Source organism: Citrobacter sp. wls708, assembly GCF_005281255.1.
In the GTDB taxonomy this organism is placed as follows: domain Bacteria; phylum Pseudomonadota; class Gammaproteobacteria; order Enterobacterales; family Enterobacteriaceae; genus Citrobacter; species Citrobacter werkmanii.
This window is the reverse complement of sequence record NZ_SZXE01000032.1, coordinates 19,834-31,746: the sequence shown is the minus strand read 5'-3', so window position 1 is coordinate 31,746 and position 11,913 is coordinate 19,834. Positions and strand designations below refer to the sequence as shown.

Genomic DNA, 11,913 nt, shown 5'->3' with positions numbered 1-11,913 from the left:
AAAATGACTGACTGCTGCATTCCACAGCAGAACCCCGCCTTATACCAATTTACACACAGAGTTATCCACAAAAATAAGGTTCTCTTGCGATCATCACTTCGATTCATCCCTCATCTATACAGCTGAAATAGTCGAATTAAAGGAAAGAGAAAAATTCGCGAGCGTTGCGCAAACGTTTTCGTTACAATGCCACCGCACAACAAGGATGCCCCGTGAGGGGCGTTAGCTGAGTTTTTAGCCAAGAATTCACCTAACGCTCTCTGTAATAGTCAAATCCAGGGGATTTACCATGCAACAACGTCGTCCAGTCCGCCGCGCTCTGCTCAGTGTTTCTGACAAAGCCGGTATCATCGAATTCGCTCAGGCACTTTCCGCACGCGGTGTGGAGCTGCTGTCTACGGGGGGTACCGCCCGCCTGTTAGCAGAAAAAGGCCTGGCAGTGACCGAAGTTTCCGATTACACCGGTTTCCCGGAAATGATGGATGGACGCGTGAAGACCCTGCATCCAAAAGTACACGGCGGCATCCTCGGCCGTCGCGGCCAGGACGATGCGATCATGGAACAGCATCACATCGCCCCTATCGATATGGTGGTCGTTAACCTGTACCCCTTCGCCGAAACCGTAGCCCGTGAAGGCTGCTCGCTGGAAGATGCGGTAGAGAACATTGATATCGGCGGCCCGACCATGGTGCGCTCTGCTGCCAAGAACCATAAAGACGTCGCCATCGTGGTGAAGAGCAGTGACTACGACGCCATTATTAAAGAGATGGATGCTAATGAAGGTTCTCTGACCCTCGACACCCGTTTCGATCTCGCGATTAAAGCTTTCGAACACACCGCCGCCTACGACAGCATGATTGCCAACTACTTCGGCAGCATGGTTCCGGCCTACCACGGTGAAAGCAAAGAAGCCGCCGGTCGCTTCCCGCGTACGCTGAACCTGAACTTCATTAAGAAGCAGGATATGCGCTACGGCGAGAACAGCCACCAGCAGGCTGCCTTCTATATAGAAGAGAATGTGAAAGAAGCATCCGTTGCCACTGCACAACAGGTGCAGGGCAAAGCCCTCTCTTATAACAACATCGCTGATACCGACGCAGCGCTGGAGTGCGTGAAAGAGTTCAACGAGCCGGCCTGCGTGATCGTCAAGCACGCCAACCCGTGCGGCGTGGCGGTAAGCACCTCAATTCTCGATGCTTATGACCGTGCGTATAAAACCGACCCAACCTCCGCGTTCGGCGGCATCATCGCCTTCAACCGCGAGCTGGATGCCGAAACCGCGCAGGCGATTATCTCCCGCCAGTTCGTGGAAGTGATCATCGCCCCGTCCGCGACCGAAGAAGCGTTGAAGATCACTGCCGCTAAACAGAACGTTCGCGTCCTGATCTGCGGCCAGTGGGCACAGCGTGTGCCGGGTCTGGACTTCAAACGCGTTAACGGTGGCCTGCTGGTTCAGGACCGCGACCTGGGTATGGTAGGCGAAGGCGAACTGCGCGTGGTGTCTAAACGCCAGCCGACCGAGCAAGAGCTGCGTGACGCGCTGTTCTGCTGGAAGGTAGCCAAGTTTGTGAAGTCCAACGCTATTGTCTACGCCAAAGAGAACATGACCATCGGCATAGGCGCAGGCCAGATGAGCCGTGTCTACTCTGCGAAAATCGCCGGGATTAAAGCGGCTGACGAAGGTCTGGAAGTGAAAGGCTCCGCGATGGCCTCCGACGCCTTCTTCCCGTTCCGCGATGGTATCGATGCCGCTGCCGCCGTGGGCGTGAGCTGCGTTATCCAGCCTGGCGGTTCTATCCGTGATGATGAAGTCATTGCCGCTGCCGATGAACACGGTATCGCGATGATCTTTACCGACATGCGCCACTTCCGCCATTAATCCACGGAGCAGACGATGAAAGTATTAGTGATTGGCAACGGCGGGCGCGAGCACGCGCTGGCGTGGAAAGCGGCGCAGTCGCCGCTGGTTGATACCGTTTTTGTCGCACCGGGCAACGCGGGCACCGCGCTGGAACCCGCGCTGCAAAACGTGGCTATCGGCGTAACCGATATCCCGGCGCTGCTGAGCTTTGCCCAGAACGAGAAGATTGACCTGACCATCGTTGGCCCGGAAGCACCGCTGGTGATTGGCGTGGTCGATGCGTTTCGCGCCGCAGGTCTGAAGATCTTCGGCCCAACCGAAGGCGCCGCACAGTTGGAAGGCTCCAAAGCCTTCACCAAAGATTTCCTCGCCCGTCATCACATCCCGACGGCGGAGTACCAGAACTTTACCGAGGTTGAGCCTGCGCTGGCTTACCTGCGCGAGAAAGGCGCACCGATCGTCATCAAAGCCGACGGTCTGGCCGCCGGTAAAGGCGTTATCGTCGCGATGACGCTCGAAGAAGCGGAAGCCGCCGTGCAGGACATGCTGGCGGGTAACGCCTTTGGCGATGCAGGCCACCGCATCGTGATTGAAGAGTTCCTCGACGGTGAAGAAGCGAGCTTTATCGTGATGGTCGACGGCGAACACGTGCTGCCGATGGCCACCAGCCAGGACCACAAACGCGTGGGTAACGGAGATACCGGCCCGAACACCGGCGGGATGGGGGCTTACTCCCCGGCGCCGGTAGTCACTGATGAAGTGCACCAGCGCACCATGGAACGCATCATCTGGCCAACCGTGAAAGGCATGGCGGCGGAAGGGAATACCTACACCGGCTTCCTGTATGCGGGCCTGATGATCGACAAGCAGGGCAACCCGAAGGTAATCGAGTTCAACTGTCGCTTTGGCGATCCGGAAACCCAGCCGATCATGCTGCGCATGAAGTCGGATCTGGTGGATCTGTGCCTGGCCGCCTGCGACGGCAAGCTGGATGAGAAAACCTCCGAGTGGGACGAACGCGCTTCATTAGGCGTGGTGATCGCCGCGGGCGGTTATCCGGGTAGCTACAGCACCGGCGACGAGATCCACGGTCTGCCGCTGGAAGACGTGGCTGACGGTAAGGTTTTCCACGCGGGCACCAAACTCGCCGATGACGACCGCGTGTTGACCAGCGGCGGCCGTGTACTGTGCGCCACCGCGCTGGGCCACACCGTCGCCGAAGCGCAGAAACGCGCTTACGCCCTGATGGCCGACATCCGCTGGAACGGTAGCTTCAGCCGTAACGACATCGGCTGGCGCGCCATCGAACGCGAACAGCGCTAACGCGAAATTTTCGCCAGCAGCGTTTTACGCGTAATGCCTAACTGACGGGCGGCTTCCGTTTTGTTGCCGCCCGTTTTTTCCAGCGCCGCCAGAATGACCTCTTTCTCCACTTCCACCAGCGGCTGGATCTCGCCACTGTATTCCGTTTTTATTGGCGTCGCGGCAATAGCCAGCGGCAGCTCGCGCTCGGTAATATACTCGCCCGTCAGCAGCACCACCGCCCGCTCCACCGCGTTCTCCAGCTCGCGGATATTCCCCGGCCAGTCGTAATGGATAAGCAGATCCATCGCCTGCGGCGTAAAGCCTTTCACCGCTTTGCGGTTACGCGCGGCAAAACGCTGGAGAAAATGTTCGGCCAGCAGCGGGATATCTTCCCGACGTTGACATAATGCGGGCATTTCTATGGTGACCACGTTCAGACGGTAGTAGAGATCCTGGCGAAAACGTCCGGCACTGACCTCCTCGGCCAGATTACGGTGCGTGGCGGCGATCAGCCGGACATCAACATCAATTGTCTGGTTACTGCCAACCCGTTGTACCTCTCGCTCCTGGATAGCCCGCAGCAGACGCACCTGCATCAGCGGTGAGATATCGCCAATTTCATCAAGAAATAACGTGCCGCCGTCCGCTTCCACAAAGCGCCCTTCCCGCCGTTTATCCGCCCCGGTAAACGCCCCTTTCTCGTGGCCAAAAAGTTCGGACTCCAGCAGCGACTCATTCAGCGCCGCGCAGTTCAGCGTCACCAGCGGCTTATCACTGCGCGCGCTGCTGGCGTGTAGCGCGCGGGCAACCAGCTCTTTCCCTGTCCCGGAATCTCCGTGGATAAGCACCGTGGCGTCCGAGGGCGCTACCATCGCAATTTCATTGAGCAACTGCTGCATCGCCGGACTGCTGCCAATCATGCCAAACTGCGCAGCCGACGCTGACAACACTTCAGCGCTCGTATCCCGCGTATGCGCCAGCGCCTTTTCCAGTGTTTCCTGCAAACGGTCAAAATCCAGCGGTTTGATTAAGTAGTCCAGCGCCCCGGTTTTCAGCGCCTCTACGGCGGTCTCCACGCTGGAGAAAGCCGTCATAATCAGTACCGGAATGGCTGGATTCAGGGCTTTAATCTCTTTTAGCGTTGCGATACCGTCCATCTCCGCCATGCGAACATCACACAGCACCAGATCAAATACGCGTTCACGCACCTGTTCCAGCGCCGCTCGCCCGCTATAAGCCAGTGCGACGTCATAACCCCAGCCACGCAGCAGCGCCTGTAAAATAGTGCAGTGGCTGATATCGTCATCCACTACCAGAATATCGATTTTTCCGCGCGTCATCCTTGTTAATCCTGTCGTTTCGCTTTCGTCGGGAGCCAGAGAGTAAAGACCGTACCTTTGCCCTCAATACTTGCCACCTGGATAGTGCCGCCGTGCTGTTCGATAATGTTCTGCACTACCGCCAGTCCCAGACCAGTACCATCAGCTTTGGTCGTGTAGTAAGGCGTAAAAATGGCCTCCAGCTGTTCCGGCGCAATCCCCTTCCCGCTATCGGTCACCACGATTTTAACGCGATCGGCGCTGCTTTCACTCGCTTCAACCGTAATCGTGCCCTGACGGCCTATTGCATGAATGGCGTTCAGATAAAGATTCAGCAGAACCTGGGTGAGCCGATCGGGATCGGCCTCAATGGCAGGCAGCGTGGCATTGGCTGCAAATCGTAGCTGGATGTCCCGGCTTGCCGCATCCTGACTCACCAGGTGGAGTGAATGAGTGATGACCTGGTTGAGATCCACGTGTTGTAGTGTCAGATGCGCAGGTTTCACCAGTTCCAGCAGTTCGCTCACCACCCGATTTAAACGGTCCGCCTCTTTCGCCATCACCTGCGCCAGCTCGTGAGACTCACCGCCTGCCGGTGTTCGTTCGGCAAAATATTTTGCTAAACCTTTGATGGATGAAAGTGGGTTACGAATCTCATGTGCAACGCCTGCCGCCAGATGCCCGAGCGCCATCAGTTTTTCCTTGCGCTTCATCGCATCCTGTAGTTCTTTATACGAGCGCTGATAGCGCTGATACCAGAAGTACGTCAGCACGGTTGCCAGCAGCACTGCCGCCAGCGCAGACAAAACAATCAGCGTATTTCGCCACTCTCTGGCCTGAGTCGCGGCCAGGTCGCTGGCATCGAAAGCGATAAAAATGGTCTGCGTTAGGGTGATAAGCTGCCCGTCATTGCTGGCGCAACGCGCCATGCCATGGCGTCCGGGCCCATACATCGGCTGGAACTGGCGATAAATTTCCAGAGCCGGCGTTGTTTCCTCCTCTCCCATTGGAATCTCAATTTTCCGCCAGCGTTCTTGTTCCCCGGGGTGTAGCTGCTGCAGGACATCGGGCGAATAAAGTGATTTACCCACCATCGCCGAATTGCTGTGGGTAATAATGACGCCATGCTCATCGACAACGGCAAACCATAACACACCTGGTTGTACGGCCATTTCCTCCAGCAGCGTCTGCTGCTGGGCATGATGCATGCGCATCCCCATACCCACCCGGGTGCCGGACTCCAGGGCGCGAATCAACACACTGCCTTTTTCCAGGAGCGTTTGTCGGGCGGCATCACTTTCCCGACCATAGTCCCGTATGGTCATAATCGAAAACCAGCCGACCAACATCAGGATTGCCGCCAGCAAGAGTCTGCTCAACCACTTTGCCACCGTGTCCTTATAAAGACGCATACGTTCTCCCTTTACCCACCGTTTCCTTTCTTCGTTGCCGGTATACAGCAGAAATCATGCCATTTTTTCTCCCTGAGAACCCTGCCCTCAGACACAAAGTAGCGGGTAAAAATGACCCGCAGGCGAATTCTGGCGAGTCATTTTTACTCGCTTTCCTACGAGACGGCGAGAACAACGTCCGCAAGGCCTGGATTGCCGCTTTGGCACGGAAGATGCAAAAGGGGATATAAGCTAACCAACAGGAGAACGAACAATGAAACGGAACAACAAACTGGCGCTGATTGCACTCTCTCTTATCGCTCTGGGCTCCACCCCCGCGCTGGCGCAACATCATTGGGGATATGGGGATGGTATGCAGCAACGGGGCGGCATACCAATGACCACCGAGCAGCAGGCTACCGCGCAGAAAATTTATGATGATTACTACTCCCAGACCAGCGCGTTACGCCAACAGTTGGTCTCCAAACGTTATGAGTACAACGCCTTGTTAACAGCCAGTTCGCCAGACACGGCAAAAATTAATGCCGTGGCAAAAGAAATGGAGGCTCTGAATCAGTCTCTGGATGAGCAGCGCGTTAAGCGTGATGTCGCGCTGGCGCAGGCAGGCGTGCCACGTGGTGCCGGAATGGGCTACGGCGGATGCGGCGGTGGCGGTAACTATCGCGGTGGCGGTCATATGGGAATGGGACACTGGTAAAGGACTTAATGCCTGATCGCGCTACGCTAATCGGACTACGGATGGATAAGACGCTTTTGCGTCACCATCCGGCATTAAAATGTTTTCTCTTTCGGCTGCCAGTGACAAAAATCTTCATTGGCGACCAGCAGTAGTTGTGATCCTTCGGGCGCTTCCAGCCATGCCACGCTCACCTCTACGGATGAATGGCGCTGGCGGCGCTCAATATGGTTTATCGCCCACGATTCCAGATCGGGCTTTAGCGTTTCACCTTCACAGGTCGTCACCGTGTTATTCGCATGCCAGCGTCCCTGACGCAATATCACCCGTCCCTGACGCAGCGCATCGCTGGTCTGGCGGATTTGATCGGCGCGATAGCGGTAAAGCGCGATTTGATCGCTGGAAAGCTGTTGTTTTTGCCCGTCGACTTCACGCTGCATGAAACTCAGTTCGCCCCGGTCATCGAAGCGTATCCGAACATGTTCCGACGGTTTACTGTATACGTTGAGTTCTATCAGAGAGAGCGAATCCCCCTGCCAGCGGTATTCACTGGTGGTGGTATCGCCTTTACGCCACGGACTAAATACCGAGAGCAAGTGAACATCGCCGCTGGAATCTTTACGCCAGATGCGTACCGCCCCCTGATCGCCAACATAGCCGCTGGCCGTGAAGGGAGGAAGCTCAGAATGGCTACCACAGGCTGACAGTAACAGAACACCTGAAAGCCAAAGCGAATGACGCCAGATGGACAAAAGGGGCGAAACCGCCCCTTCGATAAAACTGTTCACTGCCACGCGAATTACTTAACCGCGTCTTTCAGTGCTTTACCAGAAACAAATGCCGGTACGTTAGCTGCGGCGATTTTGATTTCTTTACCGGTCTGCGGGTTGCGGCCAGTGCGCTCAGCACGGTGGTTCACTTTGAAGGTACCGAAACCAACCAGTTGTACAGCATCGCCTTCTTTCAGAGACTCAGTAATAGCAGCCAGAGTGGATTCCAGAGCAGCTTTAGCCTGTGTTTTAGACAGTTCTGCTTTGTCTGCAATTACATCAATCAGTTGAGTCTTGTTCATAAGTTATCCTTACAATGTGTTTATCGCTTGCTAAGCATCGAGTGCGACGGAAATGCCAGAAAAGCACTCTCCTGCATACACGCACCGATAGCCACTTTTTTTCGCCCCCCAAATGTAGACCAGACCGGGGGCGGATGGGAAGCCTTCAGGCACGACAAATCAGGCGTTAAATCACGTTTTATGGTGTCATTGCTGAAAATTTATACCAATATTGCTCTCACCAGCCTCGCGCAGGTCTGCACGAAGCCCTTTTATCAGCTCAATATCGCGTTCTTCACAGTCGGCTAAAAGTCGGAAAATTTCCCACTGAATATCCCATTCTTGCTCAACGGCAGGGTTCTCTTTCAGCTCTTCATCGGTCATTTCGCGACCAGCCTGGGTCATTTCCAGCATCGCAACCGTCGTAATCGATGCCTTGCTGACCTCAATCGCATGCTCCAGCGTTTCACCGCTAAGACGAGAATGCATCAGTTCGCTTAATGCCACGCAGGCATCAATCGCCGGGTAAACGCCGTACAAATCGTAATCATCCGCAGAAGGAATGGCCTCTTCAAACTTTTCCAGCTGGCTGTCGAAATTGATTTTCGCGTCTTTTACCGTCAGCGTTTCCCAAATTAAATCTAAAATTCGGCGGTAAATCTGCCCATCGCCAAATTCAGTTTGCTTGCAGAACATGGCGTAGTTTGGGTACATGCGCTCACAGAGGCAGGCCATAAACGTGACGTGCTGCCAGCTTTCCAGCTTCTCCAGACGCAGGTGAATCGGGTTTTGTAACATGATGAGTTCTCAAATACGGAAATTAGCCGCAGTTTACCCGATATGGGGCGTTTTTGCTGCAAGCCGCGTAAAAGACGGACGTTCTGATGCCACCGCATCCGCCCAGCGGGTCGGTTCCGGCAAACGATAACCGTTCATACAGCGCTGCACCCACGCCAGCGCGTTGTCCATACCCACGCGGTGACCCGTAGAGATAAACAACGGATTACAGCGCGCTTTGCTGCGCCAGACCCATGCCAGCTGTTCGCCTTTATCCAGCAGCGGCGCGAGCGCACCGGGTTCGGCAGAGAGCGGCTCAAACTTGCCGCACAGACGTTTTTTCGCCACGCCAATGGTCGGGACATCTACCAGCAGACCAAAATGGCTGGCGACCCCCAAGCGACGTGGGTGGGAAATACCATGCCCGTCGACGAACAGCAGATCCGGTTTTTGCGACAGCTGTTGCCAGGCGGCCATCAGCGCGGGGGTTTCACGAAAGGAGAGAAAGCCGGGAATATACGGCATGGTGGTGGCGACCCGCGCCACCGTGTATTCAACGAGTTCCAGAGAGGGATACTTCAGCAGAACCATCGCGGCCCGCGTCACTTCGCCACCCTGCTCAAACCCGACATCCGCTCCCCCGATCAGATCCGGCGGATCCTTGTCGAGGCGATCCTCGCGGATCACTGAAGAGGCCAGTTCAAGCTGCTGAGCGCGTAGCGACGCGAGATCCATAATGACTCCTTAGCGGTGGTATTGTTCGGACAGCCGATGCACCGCCTCCACAAACACCCCTGCATGTTCCGGCGGTACATCCTGATGGATGCCGTGACCGAGGTTGAAGACGTGGCCTTCACCCTGGCCGAAACCTGCAAGTATAGTCGCTACCTCGTCTTCGATCCGTGCCGGCGGCGCATACAGCATGGATGGATCCATATTGCCCTGCAGCGCCACTTTATGGCCAACGCGACGACGCGCATCGGCGATATCTGTCGTCCAGTCGAGACCTAACGCATCACAGCCGGTTTCCGCCATCGCTTCCAGCCACTGACCGCCGCCTTTGGTAAACAGCGTCACCGGTACGCGACGGCCTTCGTTTTCACGCAGCAGACCATCAACGATTTTATGCATGTAGTACAACGAGAACTGCTGATAGTCGCGCCCGGTCAGCACGCCACCCCAGGTGTCAAAAATCATTACCGATTGCGCGCCCGCTTTAATCTGCGCGTTCAGGTACAGCGTGACGCTCTGCGCCAGCTTATCGAGCAGCAGATGCAGCGCTTTAGGGTCGGCATACATCATCTTTTTAATCACGGTGAAGGCTTTACTGCTGCCGCCTTCCACCATGTAGGTCGCCAGCGTCCACGGGCTGCCGGAGAAACCTATCAGCGGCACCTCGCCCTTCAGCTCGCGGCGGATGGTGCGCACCGCGTTCATCACGTAGCCCAGCTCGCCTTCCGGGTCCGGAATCGGCAGTTTTTCCACGTCGGCCTTGCTGGTAATCGGTGAGGTGAAGCGCGGGCCTTCCCCGGCCTCAAAGTACAGCCCAAGCCCCATTGCATCCGGAATAGTCAAAATATCCGAGAAGAGGATCGCCGCATCGAGCTTGTAGCGACGCAGCGGCTGCAGCGTCACTTCGCAGGCCAGCTCGGCGTTTTTGCACAGCGCCATAAAATCGCCCGCCTCGGCGCGCGTGGCTTTATATTCAGGTAGATAGCGGCCCGCCTGGCGCATCATCCATACCGGGGTGACATCAACGGGCTGGCGCAGCAGCGCACGCAGATAACGATCGTTCTTCAGTTCGGTCATTTTTTGCAGTTCCTTATTGCGTCAGTCCCACAGTGTATCACCACTCGTTCTTTACTCGTACTCGGCCCGACACATTGCCACCGTATCTTCGATCAAACGACGCGCGACGGTGCCAGGCGGGGGTAAGAGTGGTAAATCGTCGTAGCGATACCAGTTGGCATTGAGTAGCTCTTTCGGGTCGATGACGATGTCGCCGCTGTCGTACTCTGCCATAAACGCCGTCATCAGCGATTGCGGGAACGGCCACGGCTGCGAGGTCACGTAGCGCAGATTTTTCACCTTGATTCCGCTTTCCTCCATGACTTCGCGCGCCACGGCCTGCTCCAGGGTTTCGCCTACTTCGACAAAACCGGCCAGCACGGTATGCACACCGTTACGATGGCGAACATGCTGGGCAAGGAGGATCGAATCATCGCGGCGAATGGCGACGATAATGCAGGGAGCGATTTGCGGATAATAGCGTTCGCGGCAATGGCTACACAGCATCGCCCATTCGGTTTTGCTCGGGTGCATCGTGTGCCCGCAGTAGCCGCAGAATTTATGCGAGCGGTAGAACTCGGCCAGCTGTACGCCGCGCCCCGCCAACTGAAACAGGCCTACATCCTGGTCGATAACCTGGCGCACCGAACCCATGTCGTGGCGACGCGGCTGCTGCACCAACCAGACCGGATCGCCTTCCCACTCACCTATCTGAAGTGCGCGCTGGCCCGCAAGATCGAAATTTATCGCCTCGCCATAGGGTAATTCCCCAGCAGGCAACCATAATTTTTGTTCGTGGCTCACAATCCACCAGCCGCGATCCCATTTTTCAATTATTCGATCCATATCTCTTGCGCTACCTTTGCTTCACAGGCATGTTATTAACATTATTTTTACAAGATTGACATGAGCAGATTTTAAACTTATCGATACGAGGGTCAACGTATGTTAAACCAGTTAGAACACCTGAAAGAGCGTGTCCATGGGCATCATAAACTGGTCGACCGTTGGCTGAATATTCGTAAGCACCTGCTCGTGGCTTACTACGATCTGGTTGGCCTGAAACCGGGCAAAGAGTCGTTTATGCGCCTCAATGAGAAAGCGCTCGATAATTTTTGCCAGCGTCTGGTCGACTATCTGTCTGCCGGTCACTTCAGTATTTATGAACGCATTATCCATAAAATGGAAGGTGAGAGTCCGCTTTTAAACGCCAGCAAAATCTGGCCGCAGCTGGATGCCAATACCCAACTGATAATGGATTACTATGACTCAACGCTGGAAAACGCCATCGATGAGGATAACGTTCACCAGCTCCAGCAGGCGCTTTCCGATATTGGCGAAGCGCTGGAGGCTCGTTTCCGGCTGGAAGATCAGCTCATCATGCTGGCCTTTAAAACGCTTAGCGAATTCAAACGCCCGGCTTGAGATTTTCCGCATTAACGCGTAGTTTACATTCATTACCTCTAAGATAGAGGTTACTTCTTGTCGGAGTGCTTATTTTCCACAAAAGCATTCGTGATGCGTCAAGGCGGCAAGTCAGTGAATCTCCAGGAGCTTACCTAAGTAAGTGACTGGAGTGAGCGGACGAAGCCAACAAAGAGGCAGCGCGAAGGATGACGTGGAAAAGGCTGAGACCGTTAATTCGGGATCCGCGGAACCTGATCAGGTTAAAACCTGCGAAGGGAACAAGAGTCAATCTACAGCCGTATCGCCCCTGGGCGATC

The 11,913-nt window shown here is 55.5% G+C and carries 12 protein-coding genes and 1 riboswitch; of the genes, 4 read left to right on the top strand and 8 right to left on the bottom strand.

Annotated features, from left to right (window positions below; translation table 11 throughout):
- Positions 1 to 289: 289 nt before the first annotated feature.
- On the top strand, positions 290 to 1,879 hold the full coding sequence (gene purH / locus FDW97_RS18000) for a bifunctional phosphoribosylaminoimidazolecarboxamide formyltransferase/IMP cyclohydrolase (RefSeq protein WP_085049786.1): 1,590 nt from the start codon (positions 290 to 292) through the stop codon (positions 1,877 to 1,879).
- 15 nt (positions 1,880 to 1,894) lie between these two features.
- Positions 1,895 to 3,184, top strand: coding sequence for a phosphoribosylamine--glycine ligase (purD, locus tag FDW97_RS17995; protein WP_137351412.1), 1,290 nt, complete (start codon positions 1,895 to 1,897; stop codon positions 3,182 to 3,184).
- Here purD and zraR read toward each other — a convergent pair.
- Together zraR and zraS are read right to left on the bottom strand one after the other, a co-directional pair.
- The gene (zraR, locus tag FDW97_RS17990) at positions 3,181 to 4,506 is read right to left on the bottom strand and encodes a sigma-54-dependent response regulator transcription factor ZraR (RefSeq protein WP_087856990.1); all 1,326 of its coding nucleotides are present in this window, start codon (positions 4,504 to 4,506) and stop codon (positions 3,181 to 3,183) included. The genes purD and zraR overlap by 4 nt on opposite strands.
- 5 nt (positions 4,507 to 4,511) lie before the next feature.
- The gene (zraS, locus tag FDW97_RS17985) at positions 4,512 to 5,897 is read right to left on the bottom strand and encodes a two-component system sensor histidine kinase ZraS (RefSeq protein ID WP_137351411.1); all 1,386 of its coding nucleotides are present in this window, start codon (positions 5,895 to 5,897) and stop codon (positions 4,512 to 4,514) included.
- Between the two features lie 253 nt (positions 5,898 to 6,150).
- Between zraS and zraP the strand changes: the two genes are divergently transcribed.
- A complete protein-coding gene (zraP, locus tag FDW97_RS17980) occupies positions 6,151 to 6,594 on the top strand; it encodes a zinc resistance sensor/chaperone ZraP (protein ID WP_085049790.1) in 444 nt (147 codons plus the stop codon).
- Between the two features lie 74 nt (positions 6,595 to 6,668).
- On the opposite strand, the gene FDW97_RS17975 is transcribed toward zraP, so the two are convergent.
- From FDW97_RS17975 to nudC, 6 genes are all read right to left on the bottom strand, one after another.
- Positions 6,669 to 7,361, bottom strand: a complete 693-nt coding sequence (locus FDW97_RS17975; RefSeq protein WP_137351413.1) for a DUF1481 domain-containing protein — start codon at positions 7,359 to 7,361, stop codon at positions 6,669 to 6,671.
- An 11-nt stretch (positions 7,362 to 7,372) separates the two neighbouring features.
- Positions 7,373 to 7,645 (bottom strand): nucleoid-associated protein HU-alpha, encoded by a 273-nt coding sequence (gene hupA / locus FDW97_RS17970; RefSeq protein WP_001044509.1) that lies wholly within the window; start codon positions 7,643 to 7,645, stop codon positions 7,373 to 7,375.
- A gap of 186 nt (positions 7,646 to 7,831) precedes the next feature.
- Positions 7,832 to 8,422 (bottom strand): YjaG family protein, encoded by a 591-nt coding sequence (locus FDW97_RS17965; protein ID WP_042314221.1) that lies wholly within the window; start codon positions 8,420 to 8,422, stop codon positions 7,832 to 7,834.
- A gap of 33 nt (positions 8,423 to 8,455) precedes the next feature.
- Positions 8,456 to 9,136: a deoxyribonuclease V gene (gene nfi / locus FDW97_RS17960; protein WP_038636148.1), complete on the bottom strand. Its 681-nt coding sequence runs from the start codon at positions 9,134 to 9,136 to the stop codon at positions 8,456 to 8,458.
- A gap of 9 nt (positions 9,137 to 9,145) precedes the next feature.
- Positions 9,146 to 10,210: a uroporphyrinogen decarboxylase gene (gene hemE, locus FDW97_RS17955; protein ID WP_042314226.1), complete on the bottom strand. Its 1,065-nt coding sequence runs from the start codon at positions 10,208 to 10,210 to the stop codon at positions 9,146 to 9,148.
- A gap of 51 nt (positions 10,211 to 10,261) precedes the next feature.
- Positions 10,262 to 11,035, bottom strand: coding sequence for an NAD(+) diphosphatase (gene nudC / locus FDW97_RS17950; RefSeq protein ID WP_038636141.1), 774 nt, complete (start codon positions 11,033 to 11,035; stop codon positions 10,262 to 10,264).
- Positions 11,036 to 11,134: 99 nt separating this feature from the next.
- Here nudC and FDW97_RS17945 point away from each other — a divergent pair, with 99 nt between their 5' ends.
- A complete protein-coding gene (locus FDW97_RS17945) occupies positions 11,135 to 11,614 on the top strand; it encodes an Rsd/AlgQ family anti-sigma factor (protein ID WP_032940921.1) in 480 nt (159 codons plus the stop codon).
- A gap of 51 nt (positions 11,615 to 11,665) precedes the next feature.
- Positions 11,666 to 11,891: riboswitch (TPP riboswitch) on the top strand.
- Positions 11,892 to 11,913: the final 22 nt, after the last annotated feature.

Excerpts from the sequence above, each read along its gene's own strand:
- purH (WP_085049786.1), top strand. The coding sequence starts at position 290 with ATGCAACAACGTCGTCCAGTCCGCCGCGCTCTGCTCAGTGTTTCTGAC.
- purD (WP_137351412.1), top strand. The coding sequence starts at position 1,895 with ATGAAAGTATTAGTGATTGGCAACGGCGGGCGCGAGCACGCGCTGGCG.
- zraR (WP_087856990.1), bottom strand. The coding sequence starts at position 4,506 with ATGACGCGCGGAAAAATCGATATTCTGGTAGTGGATGACGATATCAGC.
- zraS (WP_137351411.1), bottom strand. The coding sequence starts at position 5,897 with ATGCGTCTTTATAAGGACACGGTGGCAAAGTGGTTGAGCAGACTCTTG.
- zraP (WP_085049790.1), top strand. The coding sequence starts at position 6,151 with ATGAAACGGAACAACAAACTGGCGCTGATTGCACTCTCTCTTATCGCT.
- hupA (WP_001044509.1), bottom strand. The coding sequence starts at position 7,645 with ATGAACAAGACTCAACTGATTGATGTAATTGCAGACAAAGCAGAACTG.
- FDW97_RS17965 (WP_042314221.1), bottom strand. The coding sequence starts at position 8,422 with ATGTTACAAAACCCGATTCACCTGCGTCTGGAGAAGCTGGAAAGCTGG.
- nfi (WP_038636148.1), bottom strand. The coding sequence starts at position 9,136 with ATGGATCTCGCGTCGCTACGCGCTCAGCAGCTTGAACTGGCCTCTTCA.
- hemE (WP_042314226.1), bottom strand. The coding sequence starts at position 10,210 with ATGACCGAACTGAAGAACGATCGTTATCTGCGTGCGCTGCTGCGCCAG.
- nudC (WP_038636141.1), bottom strand. The coding sequence starts at position 11,035 with ATGGATCGAATAATTGAAAAATGGGATCGCGGCTGGTGGATTGTGAGC.
- FDW97_RS17945 (WP_032940921.1), top strand. The coding sequence starts at position 11,135 with ATGTTAAACCAGTTAGAACACCTGAAAGAGCGTGTCCATGGGCATCAT.